Here is a 21,977-nt window from a genome sequence, read left to right on the forward strand (position 1 = left end):
ATGACCGATTAAAATACTTTTTAATCAGGCGCTGAGCCGCGCCATCCTCTGGAAGGCCTGGGGCGGCTGGCCAAAGGCGCGCAGGAAAGCGCGGCGCATGCGCTCACGATCGCCAAAGCCGGTCTCGCGCACGATGATCTCGATGGGGTGGCGCCCCTCCTCCATCAGCACGCGCGCGGCCTCCAGCCGCAAGTTCTCCACCGCTTTGGCCGGCGACTGGCCGGTTTCGGCATGGAAGGCGCGGCTGAACTGCCGGGGGCTGAGGTTCGCCACCTCCGCCAGCCGCTCCACCGACAGATCCGCCGTCAGGTTCTCCCGCGCATAGCGCAGCGCCTTCTGGATGCGGTCCGACCGGGGCTCCAGTTCCAGCAGGGCGGAGAACTGGGACTGCCCGCCCGGACGGCGGTGATAGACCACCATCTTGCGCGCCACGGCCCGCGATATCTCCACGCCCAGGTCAGCCTCCACCAGGGCCAGCGACAGGTCGATCGCGGCGGTCATGCCGGCGGAGGTCCAGATGGGTCCGTCCTGGATGAAGATGCAGTCCTCATCCATACGCACCGCGGGAAAATCCCGCTGCAGCGTGCGAGCATAGACCCAGTGGGTGGTGGCCCGCCGGCCCTCCAACAGGCCGGCCTCAGCCAGGATAAAGGCGCCGGTACAAACACTGGCCGTGCGGCGGGAAACACGGGCAGCGTCCCGGACCAGGTCCACCAGCCCAGGCGACGTCGGCGTGACCTCCATCTGCCCGGCCACCATCAGCGTATCATAGGCCAACTCGTCCGGGGCGCGGCTGTCGACGGCCACCCCGGCGGAGCTGACGACCAGGCCGCCCGTCTCCGACACCAGGTGCACATCATAGATGGCGCGCCCGGCGATGACGTTCGCCACCTCGAATACGGTGACCACTACCAGGTCCAGAATCTGGAAACCGGGGAAGACAACGAGACCAACGCGCCGCATGGCGACCTCCAACACACTGCCGGCAACACCCTGCCGAATATGATGTCCTAAAAGGTGGCATCAATGACATTCAGGCCACGACCGTGCGCTCGTATTCTCCCCTTGTCAACGCCGGCGCCCCGCCGGCCCATACACAAGGGAACCGGATCATGAGCACCATTTCTTCCTCCAAGGGCACCGCCGTCGTCACCGGCGCCTCCTCCGGCATCGGCGCCATCTACGCCGACCGCCTGGCCCGCCGCGGCTATGACCTCATCCTGGTGGCGCGCAACGCCGCCCGGCTGGAGAGCCACGCCCAGCGCCTGGCGGCCGAGACCGGGCGCAAAGTGGAGGTGCTGGCGGCCGACCTGACCAAGCCGGCCGACCTGCGCGCCGTCGAAGCCCGCCTGCGGGAAGACCGCAGCATCACCGCCCTCGTCAATAATGCCGGCGTGGGGGCAACCGCCCCGCTGCTGGAGGGCAACGTGGACGCCATGGAGGCGATGATCCAGTTGAACGTCACGGCCCTGACCCGCCTGACCTACGCCGCGGTCCCCGGTCTGGTGGCGCGGGGTGGCGGCCTGGTCATCAACATCGCCTCCGTCGTTGGCATCGTGCCGGAGCTGATGAACGGCACCTACGGCGGCACCAAGGCCTTCGTCGTGGCATTCACTCAATCTCTGCATCATGAGCTGGCGGGCAAGGGCCTCCGTGTCCAGGCCGTGCTGCCCGGGGCCACGCGGACGGAATTCTGGGACGTGGCCGGCGTGCCGGCCGACAACCTCCCGCAGGAATGGGTGATGTCGGCGGAGGAGATGGTGGATGCGTCCCTCGTCGGCCTGGACCAGGGCGAGCTGATCACCATCCCGGCCCTGCCTGACCCGGCCGACTGGCAGGCCTATGAAGACGCCCGCCAGAAGCTGAGGCCCAACCTGTCCCACTCCAGCGCCGCCGCCCGCCTGAAGCCGGCCGCGTAAGTTTAGCGTACGAAATGAAACGGGCCGCTCCATCGCCGGGGCGGCCCGTTTGTTCACACCTGAGGCATACTCAATAAACGGTCCCCGTTCCCGTCCCCATCTGCGTGCTCTGCTGTTGCGCCGCCGGGGTGGCCTGCACCCAGACGCTGCCGCCGTCGCCACCGTCCAGCACGCCTTCGCCGCCCTTGGGTTCCGTGCCGGGGATGAAGGCTTCCCAGATGGCCTTGCGGTCGCCGGGCTCGGCCAGGCGGCCGGTCTCGGGGTTCACGCGCACCAGGCGCACGCCGGGCGGCACGCGGAAGGGCAGCGAGGGCTTGTCGGCCAGCGCCGTCTCCATGAACTCCTTGAAGATGGGAACGGCCACCGAGGCGCCCGTCTCATGGTCGCCCAGGGAGCGCGGCTGGTCATAGCCGGTGAAAACGCCGAACACCAGATCGGGGGAGAAGCCAACGAACCAGGCGTCCTGGCTGTCGTTGGTGGTGCCGGTCTTGCCCGCCAGGGTCTTGCCCAGCACGCGCAGCGCCGCCGCCGTGCCGCGATCAACCACGCCCTGCAGGATGTTGACGATCTGGTAGACGGTGCGGGGATCCTCGATCTGCTCGCGCGTGTCGGGCACGTCCGGCACCGCGCCGACATCAGCGGTGGGGGCGATGGAGCCCGGCGTCAGCTGGCAGCCGTCGCAGGCGCGCTGGTCGTGGCGGTAGATGGTCTTGCCGGCGGCGTCCTGCACCCGGTCGACGAAGGTGGGGGTGATGCGCTTGCCGCCGTTGTCCAGCATGGCGTAGGCGGTGGTCAGCTTCAGCACCGTGGTCTCGCCAGCACCCAGGGCCATGGACAGTTCCGGCGCCAGGTGGTCGCTGATGCCGAACAGCTTGGCCTCGTTCACCACCGCCGGCATGCCGATGTTCTGCGCCAGGCGCACCGTCATGACGTTGCGCGACTTCTCGATGCCCACCCGCAGCGGCGTAGGGCCGTAGAACTGGTCGGTGTAGTTGCTGGGCCGCCACTTCTCCTGCCCCGCCCCCTGTTCCAGCGAGAAGGGCGCGTCCAGCACCAGGCTGGAGGGAGTGAAGCCCCGGTCCAGCGCCGCCAGGTAGACGAAGGGCTTGAAGGCGGAGCCCGGCTGGCGGTTGGCCTGCGTGGCACGGTTGAAGGCGCTGATGCGGGCGCTGAAGCCGCCGCTCATGGCCAGGACGCGGCCGGTGCGCGGGTCCATGGCCACCACGGCGCCTTGCAGCTCGGGAATCTGGCGCAGGGCGTAGACGCCGGGAATGGGCGCCGGCTCCTCCGCCTTCTGGCCCTTCGCCGCCGGCTTGGCCTCCGACATCGCGGCATCGACCATGATCAGGTCGCCGGGCGTCAGCGCGTTGGCCCGCTTGGCCCAGCGCACGTCGGCCGGCAGCAGCTTGCCCTGGCTGCCGTCCTTCAGGCCAATGGCGGCCTCTTCCCCATCGGCCTTCAGCACCACGGCCAGCTGCCAGCGTTCGCCACCGGCCGGAAGGGTCGCCTTGGCCAGCTGGTCCTGCCAGTTGGCCGGGCCGTCCAGATGGGCCACCGGGCCGCGCCAGCCCTTGCGGCGATCGAACGCCTCCAGCCCATGGCGCAGGGCCTCCACCGCCGCCTGCTGCAGCTTGGGATCCAGGGTGGTGCGGATGGACAGGCCGCCCTCATACAGCTTGGACTCGCCGTAGACCGACAACAGCTCGCGCCGAACCTCCTCCACGAAGTAGTCGGCATCGACCTGGCCCTCGGAATGGCGGTCGCGGAAGGTCAGGGGACGGCCTTGCGCCTCCTTGGCCTCGGCCGCGGTGATGTAGCCATCCTCCGCCATGCGGCCCAGCACGTAGTTGCGGCGGGCGATGGCGGCGTCATGGAAGCGGTCGCGGTAATAGCGATCCGGCGCCTTGGGCAGGCTGGCCAGGAAGGCCGCCTCATCCACCGTCAGCTCATCCAGCGACTTGTTGAAGTAGTTCAGGGCCGCGGCCGCCACGCCGAAGGCGCGGTTGCCCAGGAAAATCTCGTTCAGGTACAGCTCAAGGATGCGGTCCTTGGACAGGGCGTCCTCGATCCGGTAGGAGAGGATGGCCTCCTTGATCTTGCGGACATAGCTGACCTCGTTGTTCAGCAGGAACAGGCGCGTCACCTGCTGGGTGATGGTGCTGGCGCCGATGGGCCGCCGATCCTGCCCCACGCGCTCCACGTTGGTGGCCATGGCGCGGGCGATAGCCAGCCAGTCCACGCCGCCATGCTGGTAAAAGTTCTGGTCCTCGGCCGAGACGAAGGCCTGGCGCACGCGCTTGGGGATCAGGCTGATGGGCACGAACACGCGCCGCTCGGCCGCGAACTCCGCGATCAGGCGGCCGTCGCCGGCCTGCACCCGCGTGGCGGTGGGCGGCTGGTAGTCCACCAGCTGGTGATAGTCCGGCAGGTCGGCCGCGTAATGGCGATAGCCCAGGTAGAGGCCGACGCAGCCGGCGCCCGCCAGAATCAACAACACGACCAACAGCTTGACGAGAATGCGCATGGAACCGACCGACACCCGCAGGCGATAAGACCGAAAGACGGCGGCACCCTAGCAGGAAGCGCCCGCCCTGTCGCCGTCCGGGCGGCGGCGGCGCGCATGCCCCAGGCGCACGACTGGCGGCGACAGCCTGTCGCGCCGAGTGTGGCTTATTTGCGGGCCCTATTTGCGGGAGGCGGCCCGGCGCGGCCCAAAATAGCCGTCTATGGCACGCACCAGGTCGGCGGCGAAGCGGCGGCGGTGGCTGTCCGAGGCCAGCAGGCGGGCATCGGTGGGATGGGAGAGGTACCCCATCTCCACCAGAATGGCCGGTACGTCGGGCGCGGTCAGCACGGCGAAACCGGCGGAACGCAGGGGCGAGTTCAACAGCGCGATGTCGCGCCCCACCGATTCCACCACAAGATTGGCCAGGCGCCGGGACTGGTTGCGGGTGTCGCGCTGCGCCAGGTCGATCAGGATGCTGGCCACCTGCGCGCTCTGGTCCGCCAGGTCCATGCCGACGATGGCGTCGGACCGGTTTTCGCGCTGGGCCAGCATGTCGGCCTCGCGATCGGTGGCCTTGTCCGACAGAGTGTAGACCGACAGGCCACGCACCGGCCGTCCCACCACGATGTCGGCATGCAGGGAGATGAACAGGTCGGCACCCAGCGCCCGCGCCTTCCCGGGCCGCTCGCGCAGGGGGATGAAGACGTCGCTGTCCCGGGTCAGCGCCACGCGATAGCGGCCGGTGGCCTCCAGCGCGCGGGCCACCGCCCGGGCCATGGCCAGCGTGATGTCCTTCTCATAGGCGCCGGTGACGGATGTCGCCCCCGGATCATCGCCGCCGTGACCGGGATCCAGCACGATCAGGGGCGTGCGGTCGCGCAGGGTGGGCTTGGCACCCGGCGCCGGCGGCACCATCACCACCGGCCCCGCCTTGGGCAGGGGCGGCGGATCGGTCGGCAGGGCTGGCAAGGCGCCTACCCGGCTGGCGGCGGGCACCACGGCCGCCCCCACGGACGGTACGCCAGCAGGCGGCGCCTCCGGCAGGACGGCGACGGCCTTCTCCTCGGTGCGGGGCGCTGGCGGCACGGACGGGCCGGCGACGGCCGCCATCAGGCTGCCCAGGTCGCCGTGGGCCAGGTCCAGCACCAGGCGCGGCGGATGACCGTCACGCGCCGGCAGGAAATCGGCGTTGGCCACGCGCACCGGGCCGTCCGTCTCCAGCACCACCTGGGCCGACCCGGTCAGGCTGCTGGTCATGCGAACGGCCTTGACCAAGCCCCGGCCGGCCCCGGGCAGCGCCGCCTGCCAATTGACCGACGGCAGGTCGATGACCACCTGCGTCGGGCTGACCGAGGTGGCCACGCGGTAATCGGTGCGCTCGCTCATCTCCAGGACGAAGCGGGTCTCATCGCCCTGCAGACCCAGGCGCACGGCCAGCACCGCGCTGCGCTTGGGCGCGGATGGCACGCGCAGCACCTGCGCCTGCGCCACCTGGGCCTGGGCCATGTCGATGGTGCCCAGGCTGCCGGCGGAGACCGTCATGGGAATGACTGCGGATATCAGGCTGAGGGTGCCCGCCAGGGTCCCGGCCAGGGCCGCGCGCCGCGTCCCCCGGTGCCCCCAGAACAAACGGTGTCGACGCCCAAAGGCGGACAAGACACATCCCCCCGAAACAGAACGAGACGGGCTCAGCACCCGGCCTTATACCGCCCTTGAATCAACCGCTTCAAGCATGATCATGAGATCTTGTCTAAGAAACGACGGATAGGTGGCGCCGGAGGGGCGCCGGCACCGGCCCGGCGCCTGCTGCAAGCGGCACACGCGTCATGACCTGCCCCGTTTCCACCCCGAGGGGCACACTCCACGGGCTGTGATTCTTTCATTGTAGTATGGGCCACCCCGTGTTTATCTTGAATTCGCGACAACCAGTATCCTGGCCCGCCCCTCCCCGGGGCGGGGGCGTCGCCCCCGGGTTTCGTGCCGCAGCCAGCCAAGTCCGCTGTGATGCGATCCGTGGGTGTGACGCCTGGAAGGATGCTCGGTCCTGTGAAACCACGAAGCCGGCGCTGGCCCCTTTGAAAGTCTGGGCCGGCGCCAGGTCCCTGTCGCCCGCCCCCCCGCTGGCCGCTTCCTGGAAGCGCCGTTTCGGGGTGTTCTTTCCTTGGCGGCGATGGGGACCCGATGCTTCGGCACTAAACGGTGGCACACCGGTCAGCCCGTTCGTCGCGCGGGCCGGCCGTCCCTGTGCCATGAGGATAAAAAATGGCCAAGCGTATGCTTGTCGACGCCACGCATCCGGAGCAGACCCGGGTCGTCGTGGTCAATGGTAACAAGCTGGACGAGCTTGATTTCGAAATCGCCAGCCGGAAGCAGCTGAAGGGCAATATCTATCTTGCCAAGGTGATCCGGGTGGAGCCGTCGCTGCAGGCGGCTTTCGTGGAATACGGCGGCAACCGCCACGGCTTCCTCGCCTTCTCTGAAATCCATCCCGACTACTACCGCATCCCGGTCGCCGACCGCGAAGCCCTGCTGCGTGAGCAGGAGGAGCTGGAGCGCGAGCGCGAGGCGATGGAGCACGAGGAGGAGGAGGCCCTGCACGCGGCGGAGCATCCGCCCCTGCTGGAAGCCGGCGCCTCCGCCGTGAGCTATGAGGAAGGCGAGACCGCCCCCGCCGCCGCTTATGAAGCGGTGGCCGACGAGGTCGGCGCGCATGAGACCGTGGCCACCGACCTGGTGGTACCGGAGGGTCATCCGGAAGACGCCTATGTGCCCCCGGCCCAGCCCCTGACCATCGAGCAGCCCTACATCACCGAGGAGCTGCCGGCGGAGCACGCCGCCACCGGCGACGCCGATGGCGAGACGGCCGAGTTCACCGAGGGCGCCGAATTCACCGAAGGCGACACCGAGGAAGACGCTGAAGACGGTGACGAGGGTGAAGAGGGCGAGGCCGCCGACGGTGAGGCGACCGAAGGCGAGAACGCCCGCCAGGGCGGCGATCGCCGCCGTCACCGCGGCCGCCGGGGCCGTCGCGGCCGTAACGATCGCGGCGGGGATCGCGCCCCGCAGGAGAACGGCCACCATGGCGAGGCCGCGCACGCCGACGAGGAGGGCGAGGAACGCCGCCGTCCGCGCTCGCTGCGCTCCTACAAGATTCAGGAAGTCATCCGCCGCCGGCAGATCCTGCTGGTGCAGGTGACGAAGGAAGAGCGCGGCACCAAGGGTGCGGCCCTGACCACCTACCTTTCCCTGCCCGGCCGCTACTGCGTCCTGATGCCCAACACTCCCCGGGGCGGCGGCATCAGCCGCAAGATCACCAACCCCCAGGATCGCAAGCGCCTGAAGGAGTTGCTGGAGGAGCTGGACATCCCGAAAGGCATGGCCGTCATCCTGCGCACCGCAGGCATGGAACGGTCCAAGCAGGAGATCAAGCGCGACCTCGAGTACCTGATGCGCCTGTGGGACAACATCCGCGAGCAGACCATGCAAGCGGTGGCTCCGGCGCTAATCTACGAGGAAGCGAACCTCATCAAGCGGTCCATCCGCGACCTGTACGCCAGCGACATCGACGAGGTGCATGTGGAGGGCGCTGCGGGCTACCGCACCGCCAAGGACTTCATGCGCATGCTGATGCCCAGCCACGCCAAGAAGATCCAGCCGTACACGGATGACATTCCGCTGTTCCACCGCTTCCAGGTGGAAAACCAGATCGACGCCATGTTCAACCCGGTGGTGCAGCTGCGCTCCGGTGGGTACATCGTCATCAACCAGACGGAAGCCCTGGTCGCCATCGACGTCAACTCCGGCCGCGCCACCAAGGAGCGGAACATCGAGGAGACGGCGCTGCGCACCAACCTGGAGGCCGCCGAGGAGGTGGCCCGCCAGCTGCGCCTGCGTGACCTGGCCGGCCTGATCGTCATCGACTTCATCGACATGGAGGACGGCCGCAACAACGCCGCCGTCGAGAAGCGCCTGAAGGAGGCGATGAAGGCCGACCGGGCGCGCATCCAGCTGGGCCGCATCTCGCCCTTCGGCCTGATGGAGCTGTCGCGCCAGCGACTGCGCCCGTCGCTGCAGGAAATCAACTTCGAGCGCTGCCCCCACTGCGAAGGCACCGGCATGGTGCGGTCGCTGGAAAGTGCCGCCCTGGCCGTCCTGCGCGCCATTGAGGATGAGGGCATCCGCCGCCGTTCCACCGAAATCACGGTGACGGCCGCCAGCTCGGTCACGCTGTACATCCTGAACCAGAAGCGCGACGCCTTGACGGCCATCGAGCGCCGCTATGGCCTGCGCGTCTTCCTCTCGACCGACGACAGCCTGGTACCGCCGGACCATCGTCTGGAACGCATCCGCGCCCGCACGGCCGCTGACGACCAGCCCGCCGCCGCCGTGAGCGCCGAGCGCATCTACGCCGAGACCGATCGTGCGCTGGAGCACGTGGACGAGGTGGAGGACGAGGTCACTGAAGACGAGGTCGAAGAGACCACGGCCGAAGCCGCCAACGGCGAAGGCAATGGCCATGACCGCCGCCGCCGCCGCCGCCGCCGCCGTGGCGGTGGTCAGGACCGGTACGAGGGCGCGCCGCAGGCCGTGGACGCGGCCGAGGAGGGTGAGCCCGTCGCCGAGGAGGCCGACCTGGCCGTTGGCGAGGATGCCGATGGCGAAGGTGCCGAATCTGTGGAAACGGCCGAGGGCGATGACGCCAATGGCGAGCGCAAGAAGCGCCGGCGCGGCAAGCGCGGCGGCCGCCGTCGCGGCCGTCACGGTGTCGAGGGCGCCGCCGAGGGTGAGGATCAAGAGGCTGGCGCCGAGGGTGAGGACGCTGTCGATGCCGAGGGCGTGACCATATCGCCCGAAGGCGAGGCCGTGCCTATGCCCGCCAGCGAGCCGGTGGAGACGATCCCCGCGGACGCCACCCCGGTGGACGCACCGGCCGTCGAAGCTCCGGCCGAGGCCGCCCCGGTCGAAGCGGCCCCCGCCGCCGAGCCGGTCGCGGAGGAGGTCCCGGCCAAGCCCAAGCGCGCCACCCGCAGCCGCAAAAAGGCCGCACCGGTGGCGGAGGAGGCTCCCGCCGCCGAGGTTCCGGTGGCTGAGGCTGCCCCGCTCGAAGCGGTCCCGGCCGCCGAGCCGGTCGCGGAGGAGGCTCCGGCCAAGCCCAAGCGCGCCACCCGCAGCCGCAAAAAGGCCGCCCCCGTGGACGCCCCGGCGGATGCTCTGGTCGCTGAGGCAGCCCCGGTCGAAGCGCCTGTAGCTGACGCGCCCATAGCCGACACGGCGGTGGCCGAGCCGGTGGTGGTGGAGCCCGCGGCCGAGGCCACGCCCGCCGAGACCGCCACCCCGGCAATCCACCCCTCGGTGGAGCTGAACCCGGTGGTGGAACAGCCCAAGAAGGGCTGGTGGAACCGTATCCTGAAGTAAGCCCCTGCTGGACAGAGGGCCTAGTGCCATAATCCTAAAAGAATCAGCCCTCCCGAACTGCGGTTCGGGAGGGTTTTTTCATGTACGATGTGTTTCAGTGAATGGCTCTCCCGTGTGAAGGCGACGGCGCCTTTGGGCACGATGTTCACTGAACGCCATCCCGCGACACGCCCTTCTCGCGGAAATCGCCCTTTTTAACGCTAGGTCGTCCTCATGCACACTGACACCGATGCCTTGATCCTGATTGATATTCAGAATGACTTCTGTCCCGGGGGCGCCCTGGCGGTTAAGGACGGCGACGCAGTGGTGGGGCCGGCCAACGACTTGGCGGCCCATTTCAACACCGTGATCCTGACCCAGGACTGGCATCCGGCCGGCCATCGCTCCTTCGCCAGCGCCCATCCCGGGCATCGGCCCTATGACATGGTGCAAATGCCCTACGGCCCGCAGATGCTCTGGCCCGACCATTGCGTCCAGGGCTCCGCCGGTGCTGCGTTCCACCCCGGGCTGGCGCCGGCGGTGGAGAAGGCGCAGCTGGTGGTGCGCAAGGGCTTCCGCCCCCACATCGACAGCTATTCCGCCTTTTTTGAGAACGACAGGGTGACGCCGACGGGCTTGGCCGGCGCCTTGCGGGAACGCGGCATCCACCGCGTCTACCTGGCCGGGCTGGCCACGGATTATTGCGTGGCCTACTCCGCCACCGACGCCGCCCGCCTGGGCTTCGAGGCCTTGATCGTGGAGGACGCCTGCCGCGCCATCGACCTGCACGGCTCGCTCACCGCCGCCCGCCGTGACTGGATGGCGGCCGGCGTGCGCAGCGTCAGCGTCGCCGACGTCGTGGCCCTGGGTACCCCTCTGGCCCCCCCTCTGGCCTCGGTGGCCTGACCAACCCATCCCTCACACGCCGCGAGACCCCGGGGGCGGCGCCGTTCAAGGCGCCCCGCCGCAGGGCACCCCTGCCCTATGCGACCGGCGGGACAAGGCCGCCCTTGTTGACGCTGGCGGCAATCTGTAGCTTTCTGGCCCAAATGATCCGGACCGCCTTCGCCAGGCGGCGGCCCGGTCCATTTTTATGCCCTTCGTGCCCCGAGGTGATGGGTTTGCGCTACACCATCCTGATTTCCGTCCTGAACGAGCAGGGGAACATCCTGCCGCTGCTGGAAGAACTGCAAGCCGTCGCTCCCTACCCCGGGGACTATGAGGTTCTGTTCGTTGACGATGGCAGCACGGACGGCACGCCGGATGAGCTGCAGCAGGCCAAGGCCAAGTATCCTTTCGTGCGCGTCGTGCGCCACGGCAAGCGGGCGGGCAAAAGCCGCGCCATCCGCACGGGCTGCCATGCCGCCAAGACCGACTGGATCATGATGGTCGACGGCGACATGCAGAACGATCCTCGCGATATCGCGCCCATGCTGGCGGCGGTGGAACGGGACGCGGAGGTGAAGGTGGTGTGCGGCATCCGCCGCCGCCGCGACGACACCCTGGCCAAGAAGATCACCTCGCGCCTGGGCAACGGCATCCGCCGCGCCCTGCTGCGCGACGGATGCCCCGACACGGGCTGCGGCTTCAAGCTGGTCCACCGCGCGGCCATGCTGGAACTGCCGCAGTTCGACGCCGTGCACCGCTTCATCCCCACGGTCGCGACCTACAGCGGCTGGAAGATGGCCAACGTGCCCATCAATGACCGCAAGCGCCATGCCGGCCGGTCCAAGTACACCAACATCGGCCGCGCCTTCGTCGGCTTCTTCGACCTCTTGGGCATGCTGTGGATGCTGCGGCGGAACACCATGCCCGGCACGGTTCGGGAGGTCTGACCCATGGTGTGGGACCACATCGCCCAGTTCCTGATGCACTGGTGGCAGGAAGCGCTGGGCAAGAACGGCTGGATCGCGGCCTTCGGCCTGTTCGGCCAGGCCATGTTCATGTCGCGCTTCATCGTGCAGTGGATCTCCAGCGAGCGCGCCGGCCGCAGCGTCGTGCCCGTGACCTTCTGGTATTTCAGCCTGGCGGGCGGCGCCCTCGTGCTGCTGTACGGCCTGCTGAAGCCCGATCTGGTCATCATCATCGGCCAGCTGCCCGGCCTGGTGGTCTATGCCCGCAACCTGCACCTGATCCATAAGCACAAGCGCGCCGAAGCCGCCGCCGCGACCTGACGGGACGCCCGATCGATGAACGACACCTTCCGCCCCGCCGTCCTGCGGCCCGTGCACTATGTCATCCTGGCGCTGCTGGCGCTGGCGACCTTCCTGCCGGGCTTCACCACCATCCCCCCCTTCGACCGGGATGAGAGCCGCTTCGCCCAGGCGACGCGGCAGATGCTGGAAACCCGCGACTTCGTCTCCATCCGCTTCCAGGATGAGGCGCGCAACAAGAAGCCGGTGGGCATTCACTGGCTGCAGAGCGCCACGGTCACGGCGGTGCAGGCCGTCACCGGCGAGCATGACCCCGAGACCACGCCCATCTGGGCCTACCGCCTGCCCTCGCTAATCGGCGCCGTCGCCGCCGTGCTGCTGACCGCCTGGGCGGGTCAGCTGCTGTTCGGCGCCACCGCCGGCTTCGGCGCCGCCCTGCTGATGTCCGTCTGCGTCCTGCTGAGCGTCGAGGCGCGCATGGCCAAGACCGACGCCGTGCTGCTCGCCACCGTGGTGGCCGCCATGGGCGCGCTGGGCCGCATCTATCTGGACCGGCGCAAGCCCATGCCCCCCACCTGGGGCCTGACGCTGACCTTCTGGATCGCCCTGGGCGTGGGCATCCTGATCAAGGGGCCGGTCATCCTGCTGCCCGTGCTGGGCAGCATCATCACCCTGGGCTTCGCCGACCGCGACTGGTCCTGGCTGAAAAGCCTGCGCCCCTTGCCCGGCCTGGCCATCGTGCTGGCCATGGTGCTGCCCTGGGCCATCCTGATCGCCATCGCCACCAAGGGGCAGTTCTTCGCCGACGCCATCGGGCACGAGTTCCTGGGAAAGGTGAATTCGGGCCAGGAGAAGCACGCCGGCCCGCCCGGCTACTATCTCATCACCTTCTGGCTCAGTTTCTGGCCGGGCAGCCTGCTGGTGGGCCTGGGCGCCGCCTGGGCCTGGCGCCGCCGCCATGACGACGCCGTGCGCTTCTGCCTCGCCTGGATCGTGCCCACCTGGCTGATCTTCGAGGCGGTGGCGACCAAGCTGCCCCACTACGTCCTGCCCACCTTCCCCGCCCTGGCCTTGCTGGGGATGGCGGCGCTGCTGTCGCGCATCGACGCCAAGGCGGCGGCCGAGAAGGCCGCCAACCGCAACGTCCCCCGGGAAGAGCGTGTCCGGCCCCCGCTGGCCGGCCGCATCGGCCGCTGGGCGGTCGTCATCCTTTATCTGATCATCACCGCCGCCCTGGCCGTGCTGGGTGCCGGCGCGCCGCTGCGGCTGGAGGGCACCAACCTACCGGCCGGCTTCGTCGCCGGCGGCCTGGCGCTGGCCACCGGCATCGCCTTCGTGGTGCTGGAGCGCATCGGTTGCCTGAAGCGGCTGACCCTGGGCGTCGCCGCGGGCGGCGCCCTCAGCATGATCTCCATCCTGGGGCTGGTCATGCCCAGCCTGAAGGCCATGTGGCTGAGCCCCACCATCGCCCAGGCCGTGGCCGACCACCGCCTGTGTCCCACCACCACGCTTGCCGCCGCCGGCTACACCGAGCCCAGCCTGGTTTTCCTGGCTGGCACCAAGACCAAGCTGGGTGAGCCCGACATGGTGGCCAACCACCTGGCCGACGATCCCGGTTGCGCCCTGGCGCTGGTGCGCGACAAGGAAGAGCCGGCCTTCGCCGCCCAGCTGGCCGCGCGCGGCCTGTCGCCGGAGCTGGTCAAGCACTTCCGGGGCTTCAACTATTCCCGGGGCAATTGGGCCAACCTGGCCCTGTACCGCGCCGGCGCCCCCCAGAACGCGCCAGCGGCGACCGAACCTGCGCCCCAGCCGCCGGCGGCGGACCAGCCAGCACAGGCGACGCCGCAGCCGTGAACCGCAGGACGTTGATGGCTTGGGCCGGCTTCCTGGTGCTGGAGGCCGGCCTGGTACTGTGGGTCGACCGGCCCTTCACCCGGTGGGCGGCCGATCTGCCGCCCTGGACCAGGGCTCTCAGCCATCACCTGACGCGGACGGGCGACAGCCTCTACAGCCTGGTGCCCCTGGGCCTGGCGGCCATCGCCCTGGTAACGGCCCGCGCCCAGGCGGAGGGGGCGCAACGCGAGCGGCTGGGCCGCTGGCTGGGGGCCGTGGCCTTCGTCTTCCTGGCCGTCGCCCTTTCCGGCTTGGCGGTGGACGCCGTCAAGGCCGTGGTGGGCCGCCCCCGGCCGGTGGTGTTCCTGACCGAGGGCGCCATCTGGCCCCAGCCCTTCCACATGGGTTTCCGCTACTACTCCTTCCCTTCGGGCCACGCCGACACGCTGGTGGCGCTGGCCCTGTCGGTCGGCATCCTCTGGCCGCGCGGGCGCCTGGGGCTGTTGGCGCTGGCCTTGGCGCTGGCCACCACCCGGCTGTGGGTGGGCGCGCACTATCCGTCCGACGTGCTGGGGGGGGCGGCCATGGCAGTGCTGACCACCCGGCTTTTACGCGATAGCTTCACACGCCGCGGCTGGCTGCCAGCGCCGGATGGCGCTATGGTCCGGCCGCAAGAACCGTTTCAATCGTAACGACCCACTGGAGGACACCATGGCCGGCCGTATCGACGCCCGTCTGAAAGAACTCGCCATCGAACTGCCGACCCCGGCCATCCCGGTGGCGGCCTATGTGCCGGCCGTACGCACCGGCAACACCCTGTTCCTGTCCGGCCAGGTGACCTTCTGGAATGGGGAGCTGCGCTGCGTCGGCAAGCTGGGCGACAATTTCACCGTCGAGCAGGGGCAGGAAGCCGCCCGCCTGTGCGCGTTGAACCTGATCGCCCAGGCCAAGGCCGCCCTGGACGGCGACTTGGACCGCGTGGTGCGCGTGGTGAAGCTGGTGGGTTTCGTCAACTCCACCGCCGACTTCACCGACCAGCCCAAGGTCATCAACGGCGCCTCGGAAACCTTCGTGCAGGTCTTCGGCGACGCCGGCCGCCATGCCCGCTCGGCCGTCAGCGCCGCCTCGCTGCCCCTGGGCGTGGCCGTGGAAGTGGAAGCGATCCTGGAAGTGGCCTGAAGCCGCATACCTGTTCGCCCGCCCTTGTTAAATGCCCGTCGGCACCCGACTATTTACGTCGGGTGCCGGTAGAGCGGGATAGCGTGATGGCGGATGGAAGCAGCGACTGGACGACAGGTCTCAAGGTGGCCGTGGCGCCGCGTATCGGCGCGCTGGACTCGGCGGACTGGGACCGGCTCGCAGCCAGTGACGCCTATCCCGGCCATCCCTTCACCCGCCATACCTTCCTGCGCATCCTGGAGGACAGCGGCTCCGTCGGGCGCAAGACCGGCTGGCTGCCGCAGCATCTGACGGTGCGCGACGCCCAGGGCCGCCTGGTGGGCGCGGCGCCCCTGTACCTGAAGTCCCATTCCTACGGCGAATACGTGTTCGACCAGGGCTGGGCCAACGCCTATGAGCGCGCCGGCGGGGAATATTACCCCAAGCTCCAGGTCTCGGTCCCCTTCACGCCCGTGACCGGGCCCCGCCTGATGGCGGATCCCGCCTGCCCCGATCCCGACGGCGTGCGCCGCTTGATGGTGGCGGCACTGCGCGCCGCGGCGGTCGACAACAAGCTGTCGTCCGTCCACGTAACCTTCCCCACCCCGGAAGACAGGACCGCGCTGACGGGCGCCGGCTGGCTGGACCGCCACGGCATCCAGTACCATTGGGAGAACCGCGACTACCGCGACTTCGCCGACTTCCTCGGCGCCTTCAGCAGCCGCAAGCGCAAGGCAGTGCGCAAGGAACGCCAGGCCGTGGCCGACAGCGGTGTGGAGGTGCTGACCCTGACCGGCGCCGAGCTGCGGGAGGAGCACTGGGACGCCTTCTTCCGCCTGTACAACGCCACCAGCGACCGCAAGTGGGGCTGGGCCTACCTGACGGAGGACTTTTTTCACCGGCTGGGAGCGGAGATGGCGGACAGCGTCGTTCTGGTCATGGCCCGCGATCCCGCCCGACCGGATGCGAAAGGCCGCCCCAGCTGGGTGGGGGGTGCCCTGAACCTGATGGGCCATGACACCTTGTACGGCCGCAACTGGGGCTCGGCCGGGGACTACCCCTTTCTGCATTTCGAGGCCTGCTACTATCGCGCCATCGAGTTCGCCATCGCGCGCGGGCTGAAACGGGTGGAGGCCGGCGCGCAGGGGGAGCATAAGGTGCAGCGCGGCTATCTGCCCGTCACCACCCACAGCGCCCACTATATCGTCGATCCCGCCCTGCGCCGCGCCGTGGCCGATTTCGTGGAGCGGGAACGGGAGGGCGTGGCCGCCGACATCGAGACGCTGATGGCCGAAAGCCCCTACCGCCAGGGCGACGGCGGATCCGAATGAATCAGGTCCACCGGCTATCCGTGGGCGCCCACGGCCTGAGCGTGCTGGCCGCCGGGCCCGATCCGGTGGAGCAGGCCGCCAGGCCCATCATCATGGTGCACGGCACGCCGGGCAGCGCCGGCGGCTGGCGCTGGTTCCTGGGGCACGGGCCCCAGGGGGTGTCGCTGCTGGCGCCCGACCGGCCCGGCTTCGGCCGCAGCGAGCCGAAACAGGCGCTGATAGGGCTGAAGGCGCAGGCCGGGCGCCTGACGCCGCTGCTGTCGCTGAACCCGGCCAATCCGCCGGCCATCCTGGTAGGCCATTCCATGGGCGGTCCGGTCGTGGCCCGCCTGGCCCTGGAGCAGCCGCACCGCGTGGCGGCACTGGTGCTGGTCGCAACCTCCTTCGATCCGGACCTGGAACACCAGCACCCGCTGCAGCCCTGGGCGGACAGGGAGCCGTGGCGCCGCCTGCTGCCCCGCCCCCTGCGCAATGCCAACCGGGAACTGTTGACCATCGTGCCGGAACTGCGCGCCCTGGCGCGCGATCTGGGCCAGTTGCGCTGCCCCGTCGTCATCCTGCACGGCACTGCCGACCGGGAATCGCCCTATGGCAACGTCGCCTATCTGCAGCGCCACCTGACCCATGCGATGGTGGAGGTGCGCAGGCTGGAGGGGGCCGGCCACTTCCTGCCCTGGACCCGGCGCCGGGACGTGCTGGCCGCAATCGAGCGGGCACGGGCGCTGTGCGCGGCGTGATCAGAAGGGTGCCCGGTCCAGCACGCCGAAGGCCAGGCTGAACAGCACGACAGCGTTCAACAGCATGAGGGGCGGGGTGATCCAGGCGGCCAGGCCGGCGAACTGCCGCCCCACGGCGCGCCCCGCCACCGCCACAGTCACCAGGCTAGGCACAGTGCCGACGGCAAAGGCCGCCAGCACCAGGGCGCCACCTGCGGCGGAGCCGCTGCTGACCGCCACCGCCAGGGCGGCATAGACCATGCCGCACGGAATGAAGCCCAGCAGCACGCCCAGGAAATAGCCGTTGAGGCCGCGCGGGTCGGCGAAAAGGCCCCGCAGGGGCCGCGCCAGCAAGGCCGTCAGGCGGGCGGCCCCTGCCGTCCCCAGGCTGAATCGCCCCGCCGGAACCAGGCGCAACAGGCGCGGCGCCACCCGGCCCAGGCCCGCCAGTCCCTGGCGCAGGAACAGCAGCGCCGCGATGCCCAGGAACAGGGCCAGCAGCCAGCGATACTCCGTCGCCTGCACCACCAGGCCGGACAGGCCGCCCGCCACCGCGCCCAGGGCGGCGTAGGTGGTCAAGCGCCCCAGATGATATGGCAACAGCAAGGCGCCCCCGGCGCGGGCCAGCGCCGGACCGGACGCCTCACCCGCCGCCCCCACCTGGGCCAGCACGAAGGGGCCGCACATGCCCACGCAATGGCCGAAGCCACCGGTTAGGCCCGCCATGAACACGGCGGCCATCAGCGCGGGCAGGCTGAGGGGGGCGGATTGCAGCAGGGACAGATGGTCGTGCATCGGGCGATGTCCGGATCAGGATCTGCCTCCAGCCATAAACCATGCGCCGGCCGCATCACTTGATCCGGATCAGTCGTGCCGCCTTTTTATGGCGCGATCAGCCGCAGTTGCACCGCCACCGCGATGGCGTGGTACTTGCTGTGCACCCCCAGCTTGCGCATGGTGTTGGTCAGGTGGAATTCCACGGTACGGTCGGAAACACCCATGATGTCGGCCGTTTCTGCCCGTGTCTTGCCGCGGCAGGCCCACACCAGACATTCCCTCTCACGGTCCGTCAGCGAGGGCGGGACCAAGGGCGGCAACGCCGCTTCGCGGCGCAGGTTCAGCGCCCGCTCATGATAGAAGGAGCCGGCCAGGCGCAGCCAGGCGGGCCGGTGTTCCGGCCGGTCCAGCAGCTCCGGTTCCTGGCGCCAGAACAGGCTGATCAGGGCGGAAGCAGGAAAACCGTGGCTATCCACCGCATGCAGCGGCAGCACGAAACCCTGGCGGTAACCGAAGTCGCGGGCGATATCCATGACCTGCCGCGCCCGGTTGCGCGCCCCCCGGCCGCCGCCCTTGGCCGGCCGGAATTCCGGGACATCGGCCCAAGTGAAGGGTGCGTTGGTGGTGGCCGCCCGGTTCACCACCGGGTCGTACCCCAGAAGATCCTCTGCCAAATAGGTCTCTAGAAAATCCGGTCGTAACGACGTCTGGTAGAACGGAACGGGTTCCTCGGCAATCGGCAGGCGCCGCACATCAACGTAGCTGGCGGCATCGAAGCCCAAATTGGCGACCTGCCTGTCCAGGGCGGTCTTCAAAGCGTCCAAGGTTCCGGCGGACGTGAAGGCCGACAACATCTCCTCAATCTTTTGCATGGCCATCTCTTCATCGCGGGTGGATGCCTCGACACGGCCGGCGCGAGGGGAATACCCCGGCATTTGCCCAGCTTTTTCGAAGCCCCTAACGATGTCGTACTGACCCCGGAAAAACGGGCGGAGTTGGACCATGTCATCGTTGCGCGTCGTGAGTTTTTCAGGACCGGACTCGCCGGAGCTGCTGGCCCAAGCCTGGCGGCTGCGGCACCGGGTTTTTCGTGAAGGCTTAGGCTGGGACGTGGCCTCGGTCGACCTGCTGGAGTTCGACGGATTCGACCGGAAGGCCTGGCACTGCGCGGCCCTGCAGGGGGGCCGCATGGTGGGCTATTGGCGGGCGCTGCCCACCACCGAACCCTATCTGCTGGAACGCGACTTTCCCATGTTGCTGGGGGATAGACCGGCCCCCCACGCCCCGGACGTGTGGGAAATCAGCCGCTTCGTCATTTGCCCCGACGTGGCCCATCGGCGTGACGTCGGCAAGGTGCTGGTGCAGGCCATCGGCGCCTTCGGCGTGGCGCGCGCTGCCACCCGCCTGATCGCGGTGGTGGAACCAGCCTTCGGCCGCTTTGTGCGCCTGTGCGGCCTGCCGGTGACGGAGGAGACCGCCCCCATCCATGTCGGCCAAGGCCACAAGGGCGATATCCATGCCGTGATCATCGCCCTGGATGTGCCGGCCTACGCTGGCAGCCCCTCATCCAGGATCACCGCCGGCGCCGATCCGCGCGCCGCCTGACGGAGACCAATCCATGAGCTTCATCACCACCCTGCGGCGCGCCCTGCTGGGCGATCTGCCCGATTTCGCCGCCGATCCCATCGGCTTCGTCGAGCGCCACGGCATCGGTGCCGATGCCCCTGTGGCCCTGCGCCTGGGCCCCAAGCCCGCCTTCCTGATCAGCCATCCGGCGGGCTTCCAGCGCGTGCTCGTGGAAAACCGTGACGCCTATGGCAAGGGGGCGGAACAGGCGCGCCTGCGCCCCCTGTTCGGCGAGGGCATGGTGACCGCCAGCGGCCCGCGCTGGGAAGCCGCGCGCCAGGCCGCCAAGGCCGCCTTTTCGCAAAGCCGCCTGAACCACGGGCTGGAGCTGGCCCTGTGCGTGCTGGCGCGGGAGGCGGCGGGCCTGGCACGGACCAGCGGGTCCGAGATCGACTTGCATGGCCTGATGGGCCGGCTGACCATGCGCATGGTGATCGCGGCCCTGTTCCATGAACGGCTGGAGGACGCGGCGGCCGCGGATGCCATCTACCGGGCGGGCTGCGTCGCCCATCGCCATCTCAGCCTGTCCATGTGGCGGCTGGTGGATCTGGATATGTACCTGCCCACGCGGGAAGGCCGGGCCTTCCGCGGCGCCATCGCGGAAATGGAGCGCCAGATCGCCGGCTTCGCCCAGGCCCCCAAGGGCTTCTTGGCGGCCTTGCACCCCCTGGTCGCGGAGTACGGCCCGGCGGTCATGCGGGACGAGGCTATCACCGCCCTGGTGGCGGGATTCGAAACCACGGCCACCGCCGGCTGCTGGCTGGCCTACGCCCTGGCCCGGCGACCGGATCTGGCCGCCTGGCTGCGGCAGGAGGTGGAGGAGAGGCTGCCCGCCGACGGGGAGCTGCGCCCCGGCCTATTGCGCGAGCTGCCCCGCACCCGCGCCCTGGTGCAGGAGGTGCTGCGCCTCTACCCCAGTGCCTGGTGGTTCGCCCGCACGGCCCTGGCCGACGACGTGGTGTCGGGCGTGGCCATTCCCAAGGGCGCCTCGATCCTGCTGTGCCCCTGGGCCCTGCACCGCCAGCCGGACCAGTGGGCGGACCCGCTGGACCTCAAGCCCGCCCGCTTCCTGGAAGGCCCGCAGCCGGACAAGTTCGCCTATGTGCCCTTCGGCGCCGGCCCGCGCACCTGTATCGGGGCACAGCTGGCGACGGCGGAGCTGACGGCCCTGGCCGCCATGCTGGTCACCACCTTCGACATCGAAGCGCTATCCGGGCCGCTGGCCGCCCAGGTGCCGGAGGGCGGCATCACCCTGGGCGCCCCCCGCGCCGGCATGAAGGTGCGCCTGTCGGTACGCGAGCCCCTGCGCAGGGTGGCCTGATAGGCCTCAAGCACCGGACGCCGGCACCAGGCGATAGAGCCCCACATCGATCAGGCCGGCGCGGAATCCCGCCTCGCAATACGCCAGATAATAATCCCATAGCCGGCGGAAGCGGGGCGGGAAGCCCTGGGCCTGGATGTCGGCCCAGGCGGCATGGAAGCGGCGACGCCATTCCGCCAGGGTGCGGGCGTAGCTGTCGCCAAAGGTTTCCGCCCCGTCCAGTCGCAGCCCGGCCGCCGCCGCCTCCCGCGCAAGGCGGCCGGGGGGCGGCAGCATGCCGCCCGGGAAAACGTGGCGCTGGATGAAGTCGACATTGCTGCGGTAATGCTCGAAGCGGGCATCGTCGATGGTGATGACCTGCAGCACCGCCACCCCGTCATCGGACAGGCGCTGGCGCAGCGTCCGGAAATACAGTGGCCAGTAGCGTTCCCCCACCGCCTCCAGCATTTCGATGGAAACGATGCGGTCGTAGGTGCCGGTGACGTCGCGATAGTCCTGCAGGCGCAGATCCGCGCGGCAGCCCAGATCGGCCTCGATCAACCGGTCCTGCGCCGCCGCCAGCTGGGCGGGCGACAAGGTCAAGCCGGTGACATGGCAGCCTTCGCGCGCGATCCGTTCCGCCAAGCCACCCCAGCCGCAGCCGATCTCCAGCACCCGCTCCCCGCCGCTGATGCCCAGCAGCTGGACGATGCGGTCCAGCTTGACCGCCTGCGCCGCCTCCAGCGATTGATTGGGAGACGTATAGAGAGCGGAGGAATAGGCCATGCCCTGGTCCAGCCAGCGGGCATAGAAGTCATTCCCCAAATCATAATGGGCGATGATGTTGCGGCGGCTGCCGGCCCGGGTGTTGGCGCGGCCGCGATGCAGCAGCCGGTTCATCATGCGGGCCAGCGGCGTACCGGCCATGGCGCCGTCCAGCCGCGAAATGTTGCGCGCCGCCAGTTCCAGCAAGGCCGGCAGGTCGGGGCTGGACCAATCGCCATCGGCATAGGCCTCGGCGAAGGCGATGTCGCCGCCCAGCGCCAACCGCCGCACGGCGCGCCAGCGATGGAGTTCCAACACGCCCTCGGGCCCAGGCTGCGCCGCCCGCCGCGTCAGCCGAGTGCCGTCCGGCAACCGCACCGTGACCTGCCCCACCGCCAGCCGCGCCATCAGGCGCGACACCAGGGCGGCAGGCAGCCGTTGCAGGGATGGGGATGAGGCCACGGGGGTGGGAGAGACGTCCAATGACATGGGTGGTGAA

At 69.4% G+C, this 21,977-nt stretch carries 18 protein-coding genes; 12 read left to right on the forward strand and 6 right to left on the reverse strand.

Annotated elements, in window-relative coordinates:
* Positions 1 to 24 precede the first annotated feature (24 nt).
* Positions 25 to 963 (reverse strand): GlxA family transcriptional regulator, encoded by a 939-nt coding sequence (locus tag P5F91_RS26510; protein ID WP_145610188.1) that lies wholly within the window; start codon positions 961 to 963, stop codon positions 25 to 27.
* Positions 964 to 1,112: 149 nt separating this feature from the next.
* Here P5F91_RS26510 and P5F91_RS26515 point away from each other — a divergent pair, with 149 nt between their 5' ends.
* Positions 1,113 to 1,919, forward strand: coding sequence for an SDR family NAD(P)-dependent oxidoreductase (locus P5F91_RS26515; RefSeq protein ID WP_145610189.1), 807 nt, complete (start codon positions 1,113 to 1,115; stop codon positions 1,917 to 1,919).
* A gap of 70 nt (positions 1,920 to 1,989) precedes the next feature.
* On the opposite strand, the gene P5F91_RS26520 is transcribed toward P5F91_RS26515, so the two are convergent.
* Positions 1,990 to 4,443, reverse strand: a complete 2,454-nt coding sequence (locus tag P5F91_RS26520; RefSeq protein WP_246134327.1) for a penicillin-binding protein 1A — start codon at positions 4,441 to 4,443, stop codon at positions 1,990 to 1,992.
* Positions 4,444 to 4,602: 159 nt separating this feature from the next.
* Positions 4,603 to 5,967, reverse strand: a complete 1,365-nt coding sequence (locus tag P5F91_RS26525) for an N-acetylmuramoyl-L-alanine amidase (protein WP_145610190.1) — start codon at positions 5,965 to 5,967, stop codon at positions 4,603 to 4,605.
* 720 nt (positions 5,968 to 6,687) lie between these two features.
* On the opposite strand from P5F91_RS26525, the gene P5F91_RS26530 reads away from it, so the two are divergent.
* The 9 genes from P5F91_RS26530 to P5F91_RS26570 all read left to right on the forward strand — a co-directional run bounded on the left by P5F91_RS26530 (position 6,688) and on the right by P5F91_RS26570 (position 17,031).
* Positions 6,688 to 9,840, forward strand: coding sequence for a ribonuclease E/G (locus P5F91_RS26530; RefSeq protein ID WP_277908713.1), 3,153 nt, complete (start codon positions 6,688 to 6,690; stop codon positions 9,838 to 9,840).
* A 213-nt stretch (positions 9,841 to 10,053) separates the two neighbouring features.
* Positions 10,054 to 10,725, forward strand: coding sequence for a bifunctional nicotinamidase/pyrazinamidase (pncA, locus tag P5F91_RS26535; protein WP_277908714.1), 672 nt, complete (start codon positions 10,054 to 10,056; stop codon positions 10,723 to 10,725).
* Positions 10,726 to 10,934: 209 nt separating this feature from the next.
* Positions 10,935 to 11,654: a glycosyltransferase family 2 protein gene (locus P5F91_RS26540; protein WP_145610193.1), complete on the forward strand. Its 720-nt coding sequence runs from the start codon at positions 10,935 to 10,937 to the stop codon at positions 11,652 to 11,654.
* A gap of 3 nt (positions 11,655 to 11,657) precedes the next feature.
* Positions 11,658 to 11,993: a lipid-A-disaccharide synthase N-terminal domain-containing protein gene (locus P5F91_RS26545; RefSeq protein WP_145610194.1), complete on the forward strand. Its 336-nt coding sequence runs from the start codon at positions 11,658 to 11,660 to the stop codon at positions 11,991 to 11,993.
* Positions 11,994 to 12,008: 15 nt separating this feature from the next.
* On the forward strand, positions 12,009 to 13,826 hold the full coding sequence (locus P5F91_RS26550) for an ArnT family glycosyltransferase (RefSeq protein WP_145610195.1): 1,818 nt from the start codon (positions 12,009 to 12,011) through the stop codon (positions 13,824 to 13,826).
* A 14-nt stretch (positions 13,827 to 13,840) separates the two neighbouring features.
* Positions 13,841 to 14,497 carry a phosphatase PAP2 family protein gene (locus tag P5F91_RS26555; RefSeq protein WP_145610196.1) on the forward strand — a complete coding sequence of 219 codons (657 nt, stop codon included), beginning with the start codon at positions 13,841 to 13,843 and terminating at the stop codon, positions 14,495 to 14,497.
* A gap of 19 nt (positions 14,498 to 14,516) precedes the next feature.
* Positions 14,517 to 14,984, forward strand: a complete 468-nt coding sequence (locus P5F91_RS26560) for a RidA family protein (protein ID WP_088873137.1) — start codon at positions 14,517 to 14,519, stop codon at positions 14,982 to 14,984.
* 86 nt (positions 14,985 to 15,070) lie between these two features.
* On the forward strand, positions 15,071 to 16,294 hold the full coding sequence (locus tag P5F91_RS26565) for a GNAT family N-acetyltransferase (RefSeq protein WP_277908715.1): 1,224 nt from the start codon (positions 15,071 to 15,073) through the stop codon (positions 16,292 to 16,294).
* Complete coding sequence (locus P5F91_RS26570; RefSeq protein WP_277908716.1) at positions 16,291 to 17,031, forward strand: alpha/beta fold hydrolase; 741 nt, start codon at positions 16,291 to 16,293, stop codon at positions 17,029 to 17,031. The genes P5F91_RS26565 and P5F91_RS26570 overlap by 4 nt, the downstream gene beginning before the upstream one ends.
* Here the strand turns inward: P5F91_RS26570 and P5F91_RS26575 are convergent, their stop codons facing one another.
* Positions 17,032 to 17,805, reverse strand: a complete 774-nt coding sequence (locus tag P5F91_RS26575; protein WP_277908717.1) for a sulfite exporter TauE/SafE family protein — start codon at positions 17,803 to 17,805, stop codon at positions 17,032 to 17,034. It lies immediately after the preceding gene.
* 86 nt (positions 17,806 to 17,891) lie between these two features.
* The gene (locus tag P5F91_RS26580) at positions 17,892 to 18,659 is read right to left on the reverse strand and encodes a LuxR family transcriptional regulator (protein ID WP_277908718.1); all 768 of its coding nucleotides are present in this window, start codon (positions 18,657 to 18,659) and stop codon (positions 17,892 to 17,894) included.
* Between the two features lie 130 nt (positions 18,660 to 18,789).
* Here P5F91_RS26580 and P5F91_RS26585 point away from each other — a divergent pair, with 130 nt between their 5' ends.
* Together P5F91_RS26585 and P5F91_RS26590 are read left to right on the forward strand one after the other, a co-directional pair.
* Positions 18,790 to 19,392: an acyl-homoserine-lactone synthase gene (locus P5F91_RS26585; protein ID WP_145610201.1), complete on the forward strand. Its 603-nt coding sequence runs from the start codon at positions 18,790 to 18,792 to the stop codon at positions 19,390 to 19,392.
* Positions 19,393 to 19,405: 13 nt separating this feature from the next.
* Complete coding sequence (locus tag P5F91_RS26590) at positions 19,406 to 20,734, forward strand: cytochrome P450 (protein WP_186454684.1); 1,329 nt, start codon at positions 19,406 to 19,408, stop codon at positions 20,732 to 20,734.
* A gap of 6 nt (positions 20,735 to 20,740) precedes the next feature.
* Here P5F91_RS26590 and P5F91_RS26595 read toward each other — a convergent pair whose 3' ends face one another.
* Positions 20,741 to 21,967: an SAM-dependent methyltransferase gene (locus tag P5F91_RS26595; protein WP_246134329.1), complete on the reverse strand. Its 1,227-nt coding sequence runs from the start codon at positions 21,965 to 21,967 to the stop codon at positions 20,741 to 20,743.
* Positions 21,968 to 21,977 lie beyond the last annotated feature (10 nt).

Origin of the sequence: Nitrospirillum amazonense, from assembly GCF_029594735.1 — a bacterium.
Classification (GTDB): Bacteria; Pseudomonadota; Alphaproteobacteria; order Azospirillales; family Azospirillaceae; genus Nitrospirillum; species Nitrospirillum amazonense.

Coding starts and splice junctions, on each gene's coding strand:
- P5F91_RS26540 (WP_145610193.1), top strand. CDS start 10,935: ATGGGTTTGCGCTACACCATCCTGATTTCCGTCCTGAACGAGCAGGGG.
- P5F91_RS26565 (WP_277908715.1), top strand. CDS start 15,071: ATGGCGGATGGAAGCAGCGACTGGACGACAGGTCTCAAGGTGGCCGTG.
- pncA (WP_277908714.1), top strand. CDS start 10,054: ATGCACACTGACACCGATGCCTTGATCCTGATTGATATTCAGAATGAC.
- P5F91_RS26520 (WP_246134327.1), bottom strand. CDS start 4,443: ATGCGCATTCTCGTCAAGCTGTTGGTCGTGTTGTTGATTCTGGCGGGC.
- P5F91_RS26575 (WP_277908717.1), bottom strand. CDS start 17,805: ATGCACGACCATCTGTCCCTGCTGCAATCCGCCCCCCTCAGCCTGCCC.
- P5F91_RS26595 (WP_246134329.1), bottom strand. CDS start 21,967: ATGTCATTGGACGTCTCTCCCACCCCCGTGGCCTCATCCCCATCCCTG.
- P5F91_RS26590 (WP_186454684.1), top strand. CDS start 19,406: ATGAGCTTCATCACCACCCTGCGGCGCGCCCTGCTGGGCGATCTGCCC.
- P5F91_RS26510 (WP_145610188.1), bottom strand. CDS start 963: ATGCGGCGCGTTGGTCTCGTTGTCTTCCCCGGTTTCCAGATTCTGGAC.
- P5F91_RS26585 (WP_145610201.1), top strand. CDS start 18,790: ATGTCATCGTTGCGCGTCGTGAGTTTTTCAGGACCGGACTCGCCGGAG.
- P5F91_RS26580 (WP_277908718.1), bottom strand. CDS start 18,659: ATGCAAAAGATTGAGGAGATGTTGTCGGCCTTCACGTCCGCCGGAACC.
- P5F91_RS26530 (WP_277908713.1), top strand. CDS start 6,688: ATGGCCAAGCGTATGCTTGTCGACGCCACGCATCCGGAGCAGACCCGG.
- P5F91_RS26515 (WP_145610189.1), top strand. CDS start 1,113: ATGAGCACCATTTCTTCCTCCAAGGGCACCGCCGTCGTCACCGGCGCC.
- P5F91_RS26545 (WP_145610194.1), top strand. CDS start 11,658: ATGGTGTGGGACCACATCGCCCAGTTCCTGATGCACTGGTGGCAGGAA.
- P5F91_RS26570 (WP_277908716.1), top strand. CDS start 16,291: ATGAATCAGGTCCACCGGCTATCCGTGGGCGCCCACGGCCTGAGCGTG.
- P5F91_RS26560 (WP_088873137.1), top strand. CDS start 14,517: ATGGCCGGCCGTATCGACGCCCGTCTGAAAGAACTCGCCATCGAACTG.
- P5F91_RS26550 (WP_145610195.1), top strand. CDS start 12,009: ATGAACGACACCTTCCGCCCCGCCGTCCTGCGGCCCGTGCACTATGTC.
- P5F91_RS26555 (WP_145610196.1), top strand. CDS start 13,841: ATGGCTTGGGCCGGCTTCCTGGTGCTGGAGGCCGGCCTGGTACTGTGG.
- P5F91_RS26525 (WP_145610190.1), bottom strand. CDS start 5,967: ATGACGGTCTCCGCCGGCAGCCTGGGCACCATCGACATGGCCCAGGCC.